General features: G+C 73.5%; 18 protein-coding genes. 3 read left to right on the top strand and 15 right to left on the bottom strand.

Annotation, left to right across the window (positions count from 1 at the left end; all coding sequences use genetic code 11):
• Positions 1-13: 13 nt before the first annotated feature.
• The 5 genes from ACFYPH_RS07050 to ACFYPH_RS07030 all read right to left on the bottom strand — a co-directional run bounded on the left by ACFYPH_RS07050 (position 14) and on the right by ACFYPH_RS07030 (position 3,821).
• Complete coding sequence (locus ACFYPH_RS07050) at positions 14-1,630, bottom strand: class I adenylate-forming enzyme family protein (protein ID WP_387179854.1); 1,617 nt, start codon at positions 1,628-1,630, stop codon at positions 14-16.
• Entirely contained in the window at positions 1,627-2,121 is a 495-nt protein-coding gene (locus ACFYPH_RS07045; protein WP_354860712.1) for a beta-ketoacyl synthase chain length factor, read from the bottom strand. The genes ACFYPH_RS07050 and ACFYPH_RS07045 overlap by 4 nt, the downstream gene beginning before the upstream one ends.
• 98 nt (positions 2,122-2,219) lie before the next feature.
• Entirely contained in the window at positions 2,220-3,317 is a 1,098-nt protein-coding gene (locus tag ACFYPH_RS07040) for a beta-ketoacyl-[acyl-carrier-protein] synthase family protein (protein WP_387179851.1), read from the bottom strand.
• A complete protein-coding gene (locus ACFYPH_RS07035) occupies positions 3,310-3,555 on the bottom strand; it encodes an acyl carrier protein (RefSeq protein WP_354862636.1) in 246 nt (81 codons plus the stop codon). The genes ACFYPH_RS07040 and ACFYPH_RS07035 overlap by 8 nt, the downstream gene beginning before the upstream one ends.
• Positions 3,555-3,821 (bottom strand): acyl carrier protein, encoded by a 267-nt coding sequence (locus ACFYPH_RS07030; protein ID WP_387179848.1) that lies wholly within the window; start codon positions 3,819-3,821, stop codon positions 3,555-3,557. The genes ACFYPH_RS07035 and ACFYPH_RS07030 overlap by 1 nt, the downstream gene beginning before the upstream one ends.
• A 30-nt stretch (positions 3,822-3,851) precedes the next feature.
• On the opposite strand from ACFYPH_RS07030, the gene ACFYPH_RS07025 reads away from it, so the two are divergent.
• Positions 3,852-4,577, top strand: a complete 726-nt coding sequence (locus tag ACFYPH_RS07025) for a 4'-phosphopantetheinyl transferase family protein (RefSeq protein WP_387180520.1) — start codon at positions 3,852-3,854, stop codon at positions 4,575-4,577.
• Here ACFYPH_RS07025 and ACFYPH_RS07020 read toward each other — a convergent pair.
• On the bottom strand, positions 4,472-5,866 hold the full coding sequence (locus tag ACFYPH_RS07020; RefSeq protein WP_387179845.1) for a class I adenylate-forming enzyme family protein: 1,395 nt from the start codon (positions 5,864-5,866) through the stop codon (positions 4,472-4,474). The two genes, ACFYPH_RS07025 and ACFYPH_RS07020, sit on opposite strands and share 106 nt — an antisense overlap.
• A gap of 356 nt (positions 5,867-6,222) precedes the next feature.
• Complete coding sequence (locus ACFYPH_RS07015) at positions 6,223-6,900, bottom strand: TetR/AcrR family transcriptional regulator (RefSeq protein WP_354862631.1); 678 nt, start codon at positions 6,898-6,900, stop codon at positions 6,223-6,225.
• A 292-nt stretch (positions 6,901-7,192) separates the two neighbouring features.
• Between ACFYPH_RS07015 and ACFYPH_RS07010 the strand changes: the two genes are divergently transcribed.
• Positions 7,193-7,852 carry a carboxymuconolactone decarboxylase family protein gene (locus ACFYPH_RS07010; protein ID WP_387179841.1) on the top strand — a complete coding sequence of 220 codons (660 nt, stop codon included), beginning with the start codon at positions 7,193-7,195 and terminating at the stop codon, positions 7,850-7,852.
• Positions 7,849-8,244 (top strand): DoxX family protein, encoded by a 396-nt coding sequence (locus ACFYPH_RS07005; RefSeq protein ID WP_363940843.1) that lies wholly within the window; start codon positions 7,849-7,851, stop codon positions 8,242-8,244. Before ACFYPH_RS07010 ends, ACFYPH_RS07005 begins: the two co-directional genes overlap by 4 nt.
• Before the next feature lie 158 nt (positions 8,245-8,402).
• On the opposite strand, the gene ACFYPH_RS07000 is transcribed toward ACFYPH_RS07005, so the two are convergent.
• Genes ACFYPH_RS07000 through ACFYPH_RS06965 form a run of 8 tightly spaced genes read right to left on the bottom strand, consistent with a single transcriptional unit; the run spans position 8,403 to position 16,322 of the window.
• On the bottom strand, positions 8,403-9,653 hold the full coding sequence (locus ACFYPH_RS07000; protein WP_387179837.1) for a beta-ketoacyl synthase N-terminal-like domain-containing protein: 1,251 nt from the start codon (positions 9,651-9,653) through the stop codon (positions 8,403-8,405).
• Positions 9,650-10,924 carry a beta-ketoacyl-[acyl-carrier-protein] synthase family protein gene (locus tag ACFYPH_RS06995; protein ID WP_387179833.1) on the bottom strand — a complete coding sequence of 425 codons (1,275 nt, stop codon included), beginning with the start codon at positions 10,922-10,924 and terminating at the stop codon, positions 9,650-9,652. Before ACFYPH_RS06995 ends, ACFYPH_RS07000 begins: the two co-directional genes overlap by 4 nt.
• A complete protein-coding gene (locus ACFYPH_RS06990; protein ID WP_387179830.1) occupies positions 10,921-11,325 on the bottom strand; it encodes a cupin domain-containing protein in 405 nt (134 codons plus the stop codon). The genes ACFYPH_RS06995 and ACFYPH_RS06990 overlap by 4 nt, the downstream gene beginning before the upstream one ends.
• The gene (locus ACFYPH_RS06985) at positions 11,318-12,100 is read right to left on the bottom strand and encodes an SRPBCC family protein (protein ID WP_354862621.1); all 783 of its coding nucleotides are present in this window, start codon (positions 12,098-12,100) and stop codon (positions 11,318-11,320) included. Before ACFYPH_RS06985 ends, ACFYPH_RS06990 begins: the two co-directional genes overlap by 8 nt.
• The gene (locus ACFYPH_RS06980; protein ID WP_387179827.1) at positions 12,097-13,539 is read right to left on the bottom strand and encodes an acetyl/propionyl/methylcrotonyl-CoA carboxylase subunit alpha; all 1,443 of its coding nucleotides are present in this window, start codon (positions 13,537-13,539) and stop codon (positions 12,097-12,099) included. Before ACFYPH_RS06980 ends, ACFYPH_RS06985 begins: the two co-directional genes overlap by 4 nt.
• Before the next feature lie 19 nt (positions 13,540-13,558).
• Positions 13,559-14,221 (bottom strand): acetyl-CoA carboxylase biotin carboxyl carrier protein, encoded by a 663-nt coding sequence (locus ACFYPH_RS06975; protein WP_387179824.1) that lies wholly within the window; start codon positions 14,219-14,221, stop codon positions 13,559-13,561.
• Positions 14,218-15,987, bottom strand: coding sequence for an acetyl-CoA carboxylase carboxyltransferase subunit alpha (locus ACFYPH_RS06970; RefSeq protein ID WP_387179821.1), 1,770 nt, complete (start codon positions 15,985-15,987; stop codon positions 14,218-14,220). The genes ACFYPH_RS06975 and ACFYPH_RS06970 overlap by 4 nt, the downstream gene beginning before the upstream one ends.
• A complete protein-coding gene (locus tag ACFYPH_RS06965) occupies positions 15,984-16,322 on the bottom strand; it encodes a TcmI family type II polyketide cyclase (RefSeq protein ID WP_354862797.1) in 339 nt (112 codons plus the stop codon). Before ACFYPH_RS06965 ends, ACFYPH_RS06970 begins: the two co-directional genes overlap by 4 nt.
• Positions 16,323-16,346 lie beyond the last annotated feature (24 nt).

The raw sequence follows: 16,346 nt of genomic DNA, 5'->3' as shown, positions 1-16,346 counted from the left end.
CCGGATCGCCCGCTCACGACGACGCCTCGCTCAGGTAGCGCTCGCGCAGGGCCACCTTGCGGACCTTGCCGGTCACGGTGACCGGGATGTCGTCCGAGCGCACCGGCACCACCCGGCGCAGCGTGGCGCCGACGTCCGCGCCGAGCGCGGCGCGGACCCGTTCGGTGCGGTCCTCGGCCTCGTCGGCCCCGGCCGCCAACTCCAGCAGCACGTCGGTGGCCACACCGCCGGCCTCTGCGACGATCACCACAGTGCAGTCGGTGACGTCCGGGCAGGTGGCGAGGATCTTCTCCTCGGACAGGGCGGTGAAGAACCTCCGGCCGTCTCCGGCGTCGACCGAGTCGACGGCCCGGTCCAGGTGGTAGTAGCGGCCGTCGGCGTCGGCCCGGACCAGGTCACCGGTGAGGTACCAGCCGCGCTGGCGGAACCGGTAGGTGGTGACCGAGTCGTTCCAGTAGCCCCGGAACAGCGACGGCGAGTCGACGCCGAGGAAACCCACCTCGCCGACCGGCACCGGCTCGCCCTCGGCGTCGAGCACCGCGACCCGGGCGAACGCGTACGGCCGGCCGATGCAGCGGCCGTACCGGTCGGTGTCGGCGCGGTGGGTGACGTGGAACATGGAGTGCCCCATCTCGCTGGAGCCCAGCCCGTCGATGAAGACCGAGCCGGGCACCCGGGCCACGCCGTCGCGGGTGACGGTGTCCCGCCAGCCGGTCGCGACCAGCCGGCGGATGTGCGGCTCGTGCGAGCAGTCGCCGGTGTTGAACCACAGCCGCACCGAGTCCAGGTCGTACCCGGACAGGTCGAAGCGGGCCAGCTCGGCCCAGGTGACCGAGAAACCGAACACCCCGTCGGGGCGCCAGCGCTGGATGGCGTCGAGCACCCGCTCGCCGCCCTGCTCGGACAGGAGGAACATCTCCGCGCGGTTGCCCAGCGCCTGGTTGACCATCAGCACGGTGGCGGTGTGCGGTGCGGGCAGCGCGTTGAGGATCCGGCGGGTGCCCTGCGCCTGCGGCATGGTGAGCAGGTGCCGGGTGGCGGCGAAGAGGCTGGCGTGCGAGTGCAGCACCGCCTTGGGCACCCCGGTCGTCCCGGAGGTGTGGGTGATCACGATCGGGTCGTCGGGGTGGTGCCGGTAGTGCGCCGGGGCCGCGGCCGGGTCGCCCGCGCCTGCCTGCGCGGGCGTGCCCAGCAGCGGTACGCCCAGGTCGTGTCCGGCCAGCAGCGCGGTGTGCGCGTCGTCGGCGAGCACACCGACGCCGCGTAGCCGGCGGATGTACTCGGCGGCGATCTCCGGGCGGAGCTTGCCGTTCATCAGCGCCGGGATCGCCCCGAGCCGGGCCAGTGCCAGGAAGCTCAGCACCATGTCGGCGGCGGCGGTGGCCCAGACGGCGACCGGGTCGCGGGGGCGTACCCCGCGCTCGTGCAGCCAGGCGGCGCGGGCGGCGACCCGCTCGTCGAGCTGGCCCAGCGTGAGCGGCGCCTGCGCCGGGTGCCCGTCGACGGCGGTGTCGAAGGTCAGGCCGGGCCCGTCCGGGTCGGCGCCGTGCGCCAGCACCCGGGCCAGCATGTTGCCCGCGCCCAGCTCGGTGTCGGCGGCCAACGCGCCGCGCAGTCCCGGTGTCCTCATGGTCGTGCTCCTCCCCCCAGCAGCACCGCGACCGCCTCGGTGGACGTGTCGGGCGCCTGTTCGATCAGGACCAGCAACACCTCGTCGGCGTCGCCGTCGTCGCGCAGCAGGGTCGCCTCGGCGGTGCCGTCGGCGTACGGGTCGCCGGTCGGGCTGAGGCAGACCACCGGGCCGCGCAGCCCCCAGCGGGCCGCGAGGTGCCCGGCGACGCTGTTGGGCACGGACTGGTAGAAGAACAGCGGGCCGACCCGTCCTCCGGCCTCGACCGTGGCCCGCACATGCTCGGCGCTGGCCCGGTCGCCGCTGGCGGTGACCAGCACGATCGCCGTCCGCGTCCCGGTGGGCACCGGCCCCGTCCCGTACCGTCGGCGCAGGCACCGCTCGGCAACGGCCACCACCACCGGCGCGAACCCCGAGAACACGAACCCCGGAACTCCCGGCACGTCCCCGTCCCCGTCCTCGGGCCAGCGAGCCCGGGCGAGCTCCCGCACCCCCGCCTGCCGCGATCGTGCGATTTCGGTAGTCGTTTCGCGTGCTTCCTGGGATTCGTCGGGACGGAAGGTGCACGATCGCGGGGAGGTCGGGGTGGTCACGGGGTGCCGACCAGGAGGGCGGTGTTGGCGCCACCGAAGGCGGCGTTGAGGGTCAGGGCGTGGGTCGCGGTCGTCCTGCGTGGACGGTCCGTGATGACATCCAGGGGGCACGCCTCGTCCGGGCCGCGCCAGCCGGCGTTGACGGGCAGTTCGCCGTGGCGCAGCGCCAGCGCGGTGACCACCAGTTCGAGCAGCCCGGACGCCTCCAACGCGTGCCCGTGCAGCGCCTTGGTGGAGCTGACCGGCACCTGCCCGGCGTACCCGTCGAGGGCCCGGCGCAGCGCTGCCGCCTCGGCGGCGTCGCTCTGCGCGGTGCCGGTGGCGTTGGCGTTGACGTAGCCGACGGCCTGCGGTGGCAGCCCGGCCCGGCGCAGCGCGGCGCGTACCGCGTGCGCCAGCCCGGTGCCGGACGGGTCCGGCTGGCAGGGGTGGAACGCGTCCCCGGCCCGCCCCCAACCGACCACGGTGGCCACCGGCTCACCGTCGCGTCGACGGGCCACCGCGCTGGACTCGAGCACCACCGCGGCCACCCCGTCGCCGAGCAGCAACCCACGTCGGCCGGCGCTGAACGGGCGTACCGCCCCGTCGTCGGAGAGAGCCCGGCCGGCGTCGAAGAGCGCGAACTGGTCCGGTTCGACGAGGTAGCCGGCGGCCACGACCGCCCGGTCCAGGTCGCCCCGGGCGATCAGCGTGGCGGCGTCGGCCACCGCCGTGCTCGCCGACACGCAGGCGCTGGTGTAGACGCGGGTCGGACCGGACAGTCCGCCGCCCTCGGCGAGCCGAGCCGCCAGCGCGGACGGGCCGGGCGGGCCGCCGTGCACGGCGAGCAGCAACGCGCACCCCGCCCGTCGTACGCCGGTCAGGCCGGCCGCCGCGCAGGCCGCGTCGATCGCCGCGGCCAGCTCGTCGGCGAGGGTGCCGACGTCGGGCAGGGTGGCGGCCACGGCGACCCGGCGGGCGGTGGTGTCGAAGCGGCGTACCGGGCCGAACGCCGGCTCGCCGGCCAGGACGCCGGCGAGCTGCGCGTCGGCGCCCCGACCGAGGGCGCTGACCGCGTGCACACCGGTGAGCTGGGCGACGGGTGGCTCAGCCATCTGCGGTAGCGGCCAGCGACGCCCGGAAGACCACCAGGGCGTCGTCGACGGTACGGATGCCGGCCAGGTCGTCGTCGGTGAGGTCGAGCCGACGCTCGTAGCGCTGCTCGATGAGGTGCACGAGCCAGGCGAGTTCCATCGAGCCGATCCGGTCGGGGACCTCGGCGGCGGGTTTCGCGGTGAGTTCGGCGAGCATGGTCAGCAGGTCAGCTCGCCCCAGGTCGGGCTGACCGGACATCAGGCGTTGTCGCTCGTCGCCTCGGCGACACGGTCGGCGACCATGGTGGTGAACTCGCCGACCGTCATGAGGGCCAGCTTCTCCGACTCGTCGTCGGCGAACGTCACGCCGTAGCGGTCCTCGACGCGGACGGACAGGTCGGCCAGGGCCAGCGACTCCAGGTCGACGCCGGACGGGCCGAGCGTGGTGTCGTCGTCGAGCCCCTCGACGTCGTAGTTCATGTCGGCGAGCTGCTCGACGATGAAGGCACGGACCTCGGCTCTCATGGATACCCTCTCTGCGTGGGCCAACTGACGGTGTCCGATCGGGACACCGCGTACGTGTGGGTCGGTCGGGACGCCGGCGGTCGGCCGGGTCCCGCCGTGCGGTTGCTGCGGCGGGCGGGCGCGGCGCTGCTCGGCCGCGCCGAGGCGGAGGTGGTGCTGGCACACGGCCCCGCCGGCAACCCGGTCGTACGGGTCGCCGCTCTGGCGGACCCGGGGCCCGTCGAGCTGCCGGTCAGCGTCAGCCGGGCCGGTCAGGTCGTGGTGGTCGCGGCCCGTGCGGCCGGCCCGGTCGGCGTGGACGTGGAGGAGATCCGTCCGCTGCCCGCGCTCGCGCTGGCCCGCCGCTGGTTCTCGCCGGACGAGCTGGCCTGGCTGGCCACTCGACCCGAGGCCGGCCGGGCGGCGGAGTTCCTCCGGCTGTGGACCGCCAAGGAGGCGGTCGGCAAGGCGCTCGGCCTGGGGCTGCGCGCCGGCGGACTGCTCCGGGAGATGCCCCCACCGGTCGGGCCCGGGCTGCCGCTGCGACCGGTGCCCGGCGGCGAACCCCTGCGGGTCGGTCATCCGGAACTGGGTGGCGGTCTCGTCCTGGCCGTCGCGGTACGCGCCGAGGCGGGCGTCGACGTCGACGTCGAGGTGGTGCAGCGGGCCGGTCACGACGTCGCCGCCGACCGCAGCGCGCCGGTCGAACGGACCAGCTTGCCGGTGGTGGTGCGGGGCAACGCGTCGAGCAGACGCAGCACCCGGGGCCGCTTGTAGCCGGCCAACCGCTCGGCGAGGAGCTTGTCCAGCATCTCCTCCGACAGCGGGCCGTCCGGCTGGACGTACGCGGTGATGCCGTCGTCCCACACCACCACGGCGGCGGCCACGCCGGGCAGCTCGGCGACGGTGGCCTCAACCTCGGTGAGGTCGACCTTCATTCCGCCCACCGAGACCTGCGAGTCGAGCCGGCCGCGCACGGTGACCAGGCCGGATTCGGCGTCGACGATGCCGGCGTCGCGGGTGTGCAGCCAACCGTCGGCCCAGCGGGTCGGGTCGCTCAGCCCGACGTACGGCGACGCCGGGCAGGACACCCACAACTCGCCGTCGGTCTCGCGGACCTCGATGCCGGGCGCCGGGGCGATCGACGGCCGGTGCGCTCCGTGCAGGTCGGTGCCGATCACCCCGACCTCGGTCATCCCGTACATGTTGCCCAGCGGCACCCCGTACCGGTCGGTGAACGCCTGGGCCACGGCGGCCGGCACGAGTTCGCCGCCGGTGGTCATCCGCCGCAACTGCGGCAGGGGCCCGGACGGCCGCGTGGAGGCGAGTAGACCGATGTGGAACGGCACACCCAGCACGGTGGCCGGTGTCGGATCGGCGGCGATCGCGGTCAGCACGGCGTCGCCGCTGAGCCGCTGTGGCGGCACCAGCTCGACCCCGGCGTGCAGGCCGTAGAGCAGGCCGCCGACGAGCCCGAGCACGTGCACCATGGAGGGCAGCAGGATGATGCGCTCGCCGGGCAGCGGCACGCCGTCGATGCGGGTGTAGCGGCCCACCTCGGCGACCAGGTCGGTGGCCGTACGGCCGATCACCTTGGACGGTCCGGTGGAGCCGGAGCTGAGCTGGATCACGGCGTGCCCGCTGACCGCCGGCCGGTCGGCGTAGCGGGTGATGCTCTCGGTGACGTCGACGAAGACCTTCAGCGCGCCGCCGGACGTCCGCAGCGGCGCGATCACCACCTGCGGGGTGAGCCGGGCCAGCGCCCGATCCACCTCGTGGTCGGTCAGCCGGTGGTCGAGCAGGATCGCCTGTGCGCCAGTGCGCCAGGTGGCCAGCAGGTTCACCACGTACGCCAGCGACGGCGGCAGTCGTAGCGCGGCGGCGCCACCGGGGCGCAGGCCGGCAGCGATGAGCCGGTCCTGCGCGGCGGTCACCAGCCGGTGCAGGGTGACCCGGTCGATCGATTCCGGCAGGCGGAGACAAACATCGGTCGGATGGCCGGAGAACAGGATGTCGTCCACCCATCCGGGGTCTTCAGCCGTAAGGTTTCCTGTCGATTGATCCATCGCCCTCGCCGTTCAACCCGCAGCACAAATTAGGGCATAGCTACCGTTTGTGAACAACTTTCGGGGTGCTGACGGAACCCTACGACAGCCGCGCGGAGCATCGCTAGATGCAAATGGCTAGATCAAACAGAGCGCCCGGACCGATTGCCACATACCGGTGCCCACCGTCACTCGGACCACCATCACGGCCCACCGCCCATGATCGACTCGGTTCCGTGAAGCCGGGGCGTCCGGGTGAGCGGGATACCGCGGCCTCCGGGAACCCGAGTCGATGTGGACCGCCGCGCGGCAGTAGACATGAGTGCCGCGTTGCAGGCCGGCGTGAATCGGCAGCCGGTGGGTGTGGGCGAGTTCGGTCAGTCGACGGTGTCGGGTGCGGTCGACGTGTCCGCCGGCGCAGGTAGCAGTTGGCCGATGAGGATTTCCGTCAGCCATTGTTCGTACCGCTGCGGAGACCAGCCTCGGTCGCTGACGAGCAGGCGGTAGACCTCCGGGGACGTGAGCGCGTTGATGATGTCGTCGGCGTCGCGTTCGCGCAGTGTCGGCTGTAGGGCGCCGGTGCGCGCGAGGGACCGCGCGAACTGCGCGTGGCCGTGTTGCCTCTGCCGCGTCAGCTCGGCGAGCAGTGCGGCGGCATCGGGATCGGTGCCCGCCGCACTGACGAGAATCCGGTGAACAGGCTCGGCCCTGGACATGATGCCGCGGACGAGGCCGGCCAAACCTGACAGCTGTTTCCTGGGGTCGCGGTCGGCGAGAAGCGCACGGACCATGGGCCGGTCGGGCAACGCTACGGCCTGGTCGTCACCGGCTATCGAGAGGTCGAGCAGCGCCTTGAGGATCCCGAGCTTGGAAGAGAACAGCCGGTACACCGTCGCGGGCGGTACGTCCGACACCTTGCTGATCGTCTCAATCGTCGTTGCGGCGTAGCCGCGCTCAAGAAACAGGGCCCGCGCGGCCGCAACGACCGCGGCGCGAGCCAGGCGGGTCCGCGCCTGACCGTCGCGGGACCCTTGTCCGCTGACCCTGGTCGCCACATGATCGAGACTACCACTCTCATTTCAAGAGTAGTACTCTTGAAATGAGAGTTCTACTCCACAGGAGACACACATGGCGAGCACCGCGACCCTCGGCCCGGCGCGGACGCTGCGCCCGGTCGAGCGGGTTCATCTCGCCCGCCTCGCGCCGGCCCGGGGTGATCGGGCGAGATCGCTGAGCGGCGGATCACCGGACCGTCGTGGTCAATACCAATCGGACCAGTCCCGGCCGTTTCAGGCCATGCCCGCCGTCGCGTCGGCAGAGGTGGATTGACGTCAGAGGAGGCCAGCAATGGCACCGTACCTGCCCCCGATCGACAAGCCGCGGGGCCCGATCATGAAGATGGTGTATGCCGTCAGCCGCCGCCAGTTCGGCAAGGTGATGACCCCGATCAAGGTGCTGCCCCCTCGCATGCCATTCGCGTTCGGGTCCTTCTACGGCAAGCTACCGAGACTGGACCGGAAACTCCGGCTTGCGTCGCAGACCGCGCTGCTCATCCGCGAGCAGGTGGCCAGTATCAACATGTGCATGTTCTGCATGGACGCGGCCAGGTGGTACGTCATGACCAAGACCCCCGACGACCTGGCACGCCTGGACGCGCTGCCGGAGTACCAGACCAGCCCGCTGTTCACCGATGCCCAGCGCGCGGCCCTGGACTACGCAACCGAGCTCACCCGCGACAAGAAGGTCGAGCCCACCACGTTCGCCCGGCTCACCCGCCACTACACCGAGCGCGAGGTCTGCGACATCGTCTGGCTGGTGGCCAGCGAGCACCTCAACAACATGACCAACATCGGCCTGGGCATCGGATCAGACGGCTTCTGCGAGCTGGCCCAGCGGGCCGGGACGAAGGGCCGGGTCCGCGCCCTGCCCGCCCCGCCGTCAGACGTGGCCCGCCACCGGACCGACGACGACGCTGCCGCCGGCACTGCCCGGGAGCAGCAGTCATGACCACGGCACCCACCACCGCCGCCCGAGGTCTTGGCCGGGCCAGTACCTACTGGGTCACCACCGCAGCCGTCGTCGCTGAATGCGCCATCGGCGGCACGATGGACCTGCTCCACATGCCGCCGTTCTACCCGGCGATGATCGACCTCGGGTATCCCGGCTACCTGGCCACCATCCTGGGAACCGCGAAGCTCATCGCCGGGGTGGTGGTGCTCGCGCCCCGCCTGCCACGGCTGAAGGAATGGGCCTACGCCGGCATCCTGATCAACATGATCGGTGCGGCCGCCTCAAACGTCGCCACGCGTCAATCGGCCACCGCTCTCATCCCACCTGCCATGGTCGCCGGGCTGGCGCTGCTGTCCTGGACGCTGCGCCCACCAACCCGACGGCTCTAGTACGGCATCCGTGTGCTCCTCGGATCGACTCGAGGTCGCCGATGTGGGGGCATCCGGACGCTCGGATACCCCCACAGCGCCGATCTGGAGTGGATCACCGCCGCTGGATGGGGTCTACCGGGCCCGGACCAGGAAGACCACTCAGGCCCGCTGCTCGCTCATGGCGTCTCTCCCCTCGCCGGCGCGGCCCCCCGCAGGACCAGCGCGCTGTTGAACCCGTCGAAGCCCCGCGCGCAGACCAGCGCGAGCCGACTGCGCGGCCGGCGATGCTCGCGCAGGAAGTCCAGCTCGCACCCGTCGGCCACCTCGTCCGGGGCGGCGGACGCGGGCAGCGTGTCGTGCGCGAACGCGAGCAGCGCGGTGGCCACGTCCAGCGCCGAGCCGCCCTGGTGTGCCCGGCCGGTCAACGGCTTCTGGGTGGTGACCGGGGGCGGCCGATCGGCGAACACGGCGCGCAACGCCTCGGCCTCGCTGCGGTCGTAGCGGAGCACACCGAGAGCGTCCGGCAGCACCACGTCGATCCCGGCCGCCGCGACACCCGCCCGGTCCAGGGCCAGCCGCATCGCGCGGGCGTACTGGCCCGGATCGCCGGCGCTGTCGGCCGTGGTGTGCGCGGCGTCGTGGGTGGCGCCCCAGCCGCTCACCTCGCCGTAGATCCGGGCGCCCCGCGACAGGGCGTGCCCCAGCTCCTCCACCACGAACACCGCGCCGCCCTCGGCCGGCAGGTAGCCGCTGGCCGCCGCGTCGAACGGCCGGTACGCCCGCTCCGGGTCGGCGACGTCGCTGAGCAGCCCGGAGCGCAGCTGGCAGGCCAGCGCGTACGGACTCAGTGGACACTCGGTCGCCCCGGCGATCACCACGGGCGTGCCCCGGCGTACGGCGCGGGCGGCGTGCGCGAGGCTGTCCAGCCCGCCGGCCGTCTCCGCGACCAGCACCCCGCTCGGCCCCTTGAACTGGTGGTGGATGGAGAGCTGCCCGACGCTGGCCGCGTAGAACCAGGCGATCGACTGGTACGCGCCGACGGTGCGCGACGTCCCGCCCCACAACCGTTGCAGCTCCCGCTGGCCGAACAGGTTGCCCCCGGACGAGCTGGCCAGGGCCACCGCGTAGCCGTACGGGTCGGGTGCCCGCTCGGGCAGGCCGGCGTCGGTAAGCGCCAGCCGGGTGGCGGCGAAGCCGAGGTGCGTCCACCGGTCGGTCTGCACCAGTTGCCGGCTGTCGGCGTAGGAGTCGGCAGTGAAGTCGGGGACCTCGCCGCCGAAGCGGGTCGGGTAGCCGGCCGGGTCGAACAGGGTGATCGGCCCGGTGCGCCGGGTGCCGGCCAGCACGGTGCGCCAGTGCGCGTCCACGCCGACGCCGCTCGGCGCGACCACCCCGATGCCGGTGACGACCGCCCGGCGGGCGCTCACGCCGGCACCGTCGGAGGCAGTCGAGAGAACACCATCGCCGACTGGAAGCCGCCGAACCCGCTGCCCACCGACAGGGCCACGTTGACGGGCACCTCCCGCGCCTCGTTGGGTACGTAGTCCAGGTCGCACTCCGGGTCGCGGGTGCTCCAGTTGGCCGTCGGCGGCACGACGCCGAACTCGATCGCGAGGGCGCAGGCGGCCATCTCGATCGACCCGATCGCGCCGAGCGAGTGCCCCACCATCGACTTGATCGAGCTGATCGGCACCCGGTACGCGGCCTGGCCCAGCGCCCGCTTGAACGCGGCCGTCTCGTGCCTGTCGTTCTGGCGGGTCCCGGAGCCGTGGGCGCTGATGTAGGAGACCTGCTCGGGGATGATCCCGCCCTGCCGCAGCGCGTCGGTGACGGCGAGGCCCATCTCCAGCCCGTCCGGGCGCAGCCCGGTCATGTGGTAGCCGTTGCTGCGGCTGGCGTAGCCGGCGACCTCGCAGTAGATGTGGGCGCCGCGCCTGCGGGCGTGCCCCGCCTCCTCCAGCACCAGCACCGCCGCGCCCTCGGCCAGCACGAATCCGTGCCGGTCGGCGTCGAAGGGACGGGAGGCGTGCGCGGGGTCGTCGTTGTCGGGGCTGGTCGCCTTGATCGCGTCGAACGAGGCGACGGTCACCGGTGAGATCGGCGAGTCGGCCGCGCCGGCCAGCACGATGTCCGCCTCGCCGTCCACGATCAGCTGGTGGGCGTAGCCGATGGCGTCGATGCCCGACGTGCAGCCGGTGGAGACCACCTGCGCCGGGCCGTGCAGCCCGTGCCGGCAGGCCACGTCGGCGGCCAGGCTGCTGGGCACCAGCGCCTGGTAGAGGTACGGGCCGCCGAGCGCCGCGTCGACCAGCCAACGCCGGCCATGGTCGCTGACCCGCACGTACTCCTGTTCCAGGGCCATCGTGCCGCCCACGGCGGTGCCGAGCACCACCCCGGCGCGGTCCCGCTCGGCGTCGCTGAGCACCAGGCCGGCGTCGGCGATCGCCTCGGTGGAGCAGGCCAGCGCGAACTGCACGTACCGGTCGGCGCGGCTCCGTTCGGCGTCGGTGAGCCCCGCGGCGATCGGGTCGAAGTCGCACTCGGCGGCGATCTGGGAGCGGAACGGCGACGGGTCGAAGAAGCTGATCCGCCGGGTGGCCGTACGTCCCTCGGTGATGGTCTTCCAGAAGCGGTCCCGGCTGGCGCCGCCGGGAGCGACCACCCCGATGCCGGTCACCACCGTGCGACGCCCGCTCACGACCCGCCCCGTTGCTCGACCAGCTCCGTGTCGACGTGTCCCAGCTCCGGACGCGGGGCCAGCGGGCCCAGGTGGAAGACCACCTCGGCCGGCTCGGACCCGGTGTTGCGCAGCCGGTGCCGCACGTTGACCGGCACGAACAGCGCCTCCCCGGCCGCGACCTCGGTGGGCTGGTCGTCCAGGTCGACCGTGATCGCGCCACGCGCCACGTACAGGAACTCCTCGCTGTACGGGTGGTAGTGCTCGGCGACCCGCTCCCCCGGCGCGAGGGTGGCCACCCCGAGGAAGCCCGAGGTGCTGCCGACGGTGCGGGGCCCGAGCAGCACCCGCAGTTCGCCGCCGCGCCGCCGGTCGGCCGGTACGTCCGCCGCGCCGATCGGCCGGGTGCCCAGGTCACTCATCGCCGGCCCCCGTCGACTCGCCGGCGGCAACCGGGCTGTCCTGCGCGGCGCCGGCCGCCGGGCTGTTCTGCTCCTCGCGCTGCCGGGCGATCCGCTCCACCCGGTCCTTGATCACCGCGAGTTGGATGACGCTGTTGGTGTTGATCCGCTCGGTCATCCCGGCGTTGTCGACCGGCGCGGTGGGCTTCATGGCGAAGTCCTGCGTCCAGGTCATCCGGGTGCCGCCGGCCTCCTCGGTGTAGCGCCAGTGGATCCGCATGTACTCGAACGGCCCGGTCTCCACCCGGTGCGCCCGCACCTGTCGGCTGACCGGGTCGGCGGTGCGTTCGCTGACCCAGCTCCACGCCACCCCGGCCTCGTCGGGGTGCATGGTGAGCCGGAACCGCACGGTGTGCCCGTCGCGGTGCAGGATCTCCACCACGGCGTACTCGGTGAACAGCTCGGTCCAGTTCGCCACGTCGTTGGTGACGTCCCAGACCAGCGCGAGCGGCGCGTCGATGACCACCGAGTTCTCGGTGTGCCCGGGCGGGTCGGTGCGCCGGGCGACCAGGTCGGCCACCGCCGGGATGCTCAGCTGCCCGGCCTGCTCGGGGATGCTCACCTGCCACCGGTCGGCGACGACCGCGGAGAGTTCCAGCAGGGCGAGCGAGTCCATGCCCAGCTCTTCAAGTGACGCGGCGGGCGCCCGCGCGGCGGCGTCGGCGTCCAGTCCGCAGTGCGCCACCAGGATGTCGGTGATCTCGGCGGTCATCGGGCGACCATGGGTGACGGTCATCGGGTCCTCCGGTTGGATACGTCGGGCTCCGCGGCGGGCGCGGCGCGGGGTGTGGGGGTGGCCGTCGGCCGCTGCGCGGGCACCGGCGGCGAAGCAGCGAGCAGGCGGTCGACCAGGCCAGTGGTGTAGCGGCCCTTGCGGAACGCGGCGTCGTCGAGCACCCGCCGGACGAACCCGATGGTCGTGTGCATGCCCGGCCCGGCGATGTCGAACTCCTCCAGGGCACGCTCCAGCCGGTTGAGCGCCAGCTCCCGGTCGGGCGCCCAGACGATCACCTTGGCCAGCAGCGAGTCGTACCAGGGGCCGACCAGGTAGCCGGCGCTGGCGTGGGTGTCCACGCGGGTGAACGGGCCGCCGGGCGGGGTGAACCGCTCCAGGCGGCCGGGCGTGGGCGCGAAGCCCCGCTCCGGGTCCTCGGTGTTGACGCGGCACTCCACGGCGACGCCGTGCAGCTGGATCTCCTCCTGCCGCCACCGCAGCGGCACCCCGGCCGCGATGTGCAGCTGCTCGTGCACCAGGTCGATCCCGGTGACCATCTCGGTGACGGGATGTTCCACCTGGATCCGACAGTTGATCTCCAGGAAGTGGAAGCGTTCCTCGGCGTCCACCAGGAACTCCAGCGTGCCCGCGCCGACGAAGCCGACCTCCAGGGCACCCCGCAGCGCGGTCTCGGCGATGGCGTCGAGCGCCGCGGCGGACAGCGCCGGAGCAGGCGCCTCCTCGATGAGTTTCTGGTGCCGGCGCTGCACCGAGCAGTCCCGGGTGCCCAGGTGCACGCCGTTGCCGTGGGAGTCGCAGAGCACCTGCACCTCGACGTGCCGGGCCTCGGTGAGGTACCGCTCGACGTACACCCGGTCGTCGCCGAAGGCGGCCTGCGCGGCGGCCCGTGTCCGCGCGTACGCCCGGGCCAGCTCGGCCGGACGGCGCACCACGGTCATCCCCCGGCCCCCGCCCCCGGCGGCGGCCTTCACGATCACCGGGTAGCCGACGGCGTCGGCGACCTCGGCCGCCGCGGCGGCGGTCGCCACCGGCGCGACGCTGCCCGCCGGCAGCGGCAGCCCGGCCCGGCTCATGAGGGCCCGGGCCGAGGACTTGTCGGCCAGCGCCGCCATCACCGCCGGCGGCGGGCCGATGAACGTCAGGCCGTTGTCCACGCAGATCTCGGCGAAGTCGGCGTCCTCGGAGAGGAAGCCGTACCCGGGATGCACGGCCTGCGCGCCCACCTGCCGGGCCGCCTCCACGATCGCGGCGGCGTTGAGGTAGCTGCGTCGGCTCGACGCCGGCCCGATGCGGACGGCCTGGTCGGCGAGGCGCACGGCCGCCGAGTCGGCGTCGGCGGCGGAGTAGACCACCGCCGTGCGCACACCCAGCTCCCGACACGCCCGCAGCACCCGCAGCGCGATCTCACCCCGGTTGGCGATCAGCACGGTCTCGAACATGGTTCACCCATCCCCGCCGTCAGGCCGGATCCAGCTCGACCAGTGGCTGGTCGTACTCCACCGGCTGGCCGTCCTCGACGAGGATCGCGGCCACCCGCCCGGCCCGGTCGGCGGTCACCTCGTTCATCAGCTTCATCGCCTCGACGATCGCGACCGGCTGCCCGGGGCTGACCAGGTCGCCCACCGCGACGAACGGCCTCGCGCCGGGCTCCGGCGCGCGGTAGAACGTGCCGACGATCGGCGCCCGGACCGCCGCGCGCCCGGGGACCGGCGGCCGGATCAGCGCGCCCGGCGGGCCGGGCACGCCCGCGCCCGCCGACGGTGTGGCGCCGGCCGGCGGCAGTGCCCGGGGTACGTCCGGGTGCCACTGAACCTCCAGCACCGTCGTCCCGCTGCACAACCGGATCCGACGCACCGGACCGGGGATTTCGGCGAGCAGGTGTTGCGCCTGTCGACGCAGCCCGACCAGCACCTCCTCGCCGTCCGCGTCGGTCCTCGGGTGCCCGTCCGCCGGCTGACGTCCGTCCGGGCGGACACCGTCGCGGGCGTCGGCCGGCTCGGGGCCGCTCTGCGCCGCGCTCGGGCTCTCGGCGTCGGCGCGGCCCTCGGCGTCGGTTCGGCCGTCCACGTCGGGTCGGCCGTTCGGACCGTCCACGGTGGATACCGTGGGCGCGGCGGTCATCGGGCACCCGCCCGGGCACCGGCGCGCGGGGCGCCGAACCGGCGGAACCGCTGCCGCCGCAGGCGGACCAGCATGGCGGGCGGCACGTCCAGCAGCGGCAGCAGGTTCGCCAGCAGCGCGGCGCGCAGCCGTCGGGCGGTCTCCGCGGGGTCGTCGTGGGCGGCCGTCGCCGGTTCGGGGACGATCTCGTCGACGACGCCGAGGCGATACAGGTCGGGTGCGGTCAGCCGGAGCGCGCGGGCGGCCTGCGGCGCGGCGGAGCGGTCCGGCCAGAGGATGGCGGCGCAGCCCTCCGGGCTGATCACCGAATAGACGGCGTGTTGGAGCATCAGCACCCGGTCGGCGACGGCGAGGGCCAGCGCGCCACCGCTGCCGCCCTCACCGGTGATCACCGCGAGGACGGGGGTGGGCAGCACGGTGAGGGTGAGGATGTTCTCCGCGATGGCTGCCGCCTGGCCCTGCTCCTCGGCGCTGATTCCCGGGTCGGCGCCGGGGGTGTCGACGAGAGTGACCACCGGCAGGCCGAGGCGGGCGGCGAGACGCATCAGTCGCAGCGCCTTGCGGTGCCCGGCGGGGCTGGCCATCCCGAAGTTGCGGGCGACCAGGTCGGCGGTGGTGTGCCCCTTCTGGTGGCCGATAACCATGACGTGTCGACCGGCCAGCCGGGCGACACCGCCGACGATGGCGGGGCAGTCCCCGCCGAGCCGGTCGCCGTGCAGCTCGACGAACCCGTCGAAGACCGAGTCGAGATAGTCCAGGGTGGTGGGTCGACCCGGGTGACGGGCCGTGCGCACGGTGTCCCACGCGTCGCGTACCGCAGGTGTCGGGCCGTCGTCGGCCGGCCGCTCCCCGACCGGGCGGTGGCCGTCGGCCTCCGCCGGCGGGACCGTCGGGACCGCGCCGGCCAGGCGCTCGTGGTGTCGCGCCGGCTCCTGACGGGGTACGGGCGCACGCGCCGGACGGCCGGCGCGGGCCGCGGCCAGCAACGCCGCCAGTCGACCCCGCAGCGACCGGCGCTGCACCACCATGTCCACCTGACCGTGGCGCAGCAGGAAGTCGGCGGTCTGGAAGCCCTCCGGCAGCGCCCGGCCGGTGACCTGGCGGATCACCCGTGGTCCGGCGAAACCCATCCGGGCGCCACTCTCGGCGAGCACCAGGTCGGTGTTGGTGGCGAACGACGCCGCCACCCCTCCGTAGGTCGGGTCGGTGAGCACACTGACGGTGAGCAGACCCGCCTCGCGCAGCGCGGCGATGGCCTGGCTGACCGTGGCCATCTGCATCAGCGACAGGGCGCCCTCCTGCATCCGTGCCCCACCGGACGCGGTGACCAGGATGAGCGGCACGCGGTCGTCCAGCGCCCGCTCGGCGGTTCGGGTGATGAGCTCACCCACCGCGCAGCCGAGGCTGCCGCCGAGGAAGCGGAAGTCCATCACGGCCAGAGCGGTCGGCTGTCCGCCGATGGTGGCGGTCCCGCAGAGGACCGCCTCGGCCAGGCCCGTGCTGGCCCGCGCGGCGCTGAGCCGGTGCGGGTACGGCAGCACGTCGACGAAGTCGAGCGGGTCCGCCTCGGGCAGCCGGTCGGGCAGGAGGCGCAGGGACCCCGGGTCCACGAGCTGCCGCAGGCGTTCCGGGGCGCCGAGCCGGGTGTGCTCACCGCACTCCGGGCAGACGTCCAGGTTGCGTCGCAGCCGCTTGCGGTAGAGCAGGCTCGCACAGCCGGCGCAGCGGGACCAGAGTTGCTCCGCGTGCCCGGCGGGGGCGGTCACGAACGCCCCCCGGCGTCCGGGGCGTCGAACCGGTAGAAGCAGTGCGCCATCGCGTCGCGCGGCGAGCGCCAGGTCGGCAGGTACGGCGAGACGTACGGCCGCAGGCGGTCGCTGACCCGGACGAACTCGGGGTGACCACGGGCGGCCTCCACCGCCTCCTGCGCCGGATGCTCGGTGTCGAGCAGGTGCACGTAGAGGTCGTGCAGTCGGTACAGCGAGCGGTGCCGGACGCCGACCAGGCGCGGCAGCTCGGTCGCGTCCGACTCGGCGAAGATGTCGGCGACCTGTTCCTCGGCGGTCGGTACGACCTTCGCGACGATCAGCGATCGGTCCATGGCTGGGCCTCCCCCCAACGGCGT

The organism is Micromonospora sp. NPDC005252 (assembly GCF_042872475.1).
In the GTDB taxonomy this organism is placed as follows: domain Bacteria; phylum Actinomycetota; class Actinomycetes; order Mycobacteriales; family Micromonosporaceae; genus Micromonospora.
This window is presented reverse-complemented; position numbering and strand designations above follow the sequence as displayed.

Bases quoted from the DNA above. Each gene is read 5' to 3' on its own strand.
- ACFYPH_RS07050 (WP_387179854.1), bottom strand. From the start codon at position 1,630: ATGAGGACACCGGGACTGCGCGGCGCGTTGGCCGCCGACACCGAGCTG.
- ACFYPH_RS07040 (WP_387179851.1), bottom strand. From the start codon at position 3,317: ATGGCTGAGCCACCCGTCGCCCAGCTCACCGGTGTGCACGCGGTCAGC.
- ACFYPH_RS07035 (WP_354862636.1), bottom strand. From the start codon at position 3,555: ATGTCCGGTCAGCCCGACCTGGGGCGAGCTGACCTGCTGACCATGCTC.
- ACFYPH_RS07030 (WP_387179848.1), bottom strand. From the start codon at position 3,821: ATGAGAGCCGAGGTCCGTGCCTTCATCGTCGAGCAGCTCGCCGACATG.
- ACFYPH_RS07020 (WP_387179845.1), bottom strand. From the start codon at position 5,866: ATGGATCAATCGACAGGAAACCTTACGGCTGAAGACCCCGGATGGGTG.
- ACFYPH_RS07010 (WP_387179841.1), top strand. From the start codon at position 7,193: ATGGCACCGTACCTGCCCCCGATCGACAAGCCGCGGGGCCCGATCATG.
- ACFYPH_RS07005 (WP_363940843.1), top strand. From the start codon at position 7,849: ATGACCACGGCACCCACCACCGCCGCCCGAGGTCTTGGCCGGGCCAGT.
- ACFYPH_RS06990 (WP_387179830.1), bottom strand. From the start codon at position 11,325: ATGAGTGACCTGGGCACCCGGCCGATCGGCGCGGCGGACGTACCGGCC.
- ACFYPH_RS06985 (WP_354862621.1), bottom strand. From the start codon at position 12,100: ATGACCGTCACCCATGGTCGCCCGATGACCGCCGAGATCACCGACATC.
- ACFYPH_RS06980 (WP_387179827.1), bottom strand. From the start codon at position 13,539: ATGTTCGAGACCGTGCTGATCGCCAACCGGGGTGAGATCGCGCTGCGG.
- ACFYPH_RS06975 (WP_387179824.1), bottom strand. From the start codon at position 14,221: ATGACCGCCGCGCCCACGGTATCCACCGTGGACGGTCCGAACGGCCGA.
- ACFYPH_RS06965 (WP_354862797.1), bottom strand. From the start codon at position 16,322: ATGGACCGATCGCTGATCGTCGCGAAGGTCGTACCGACCGCCGAGGAA.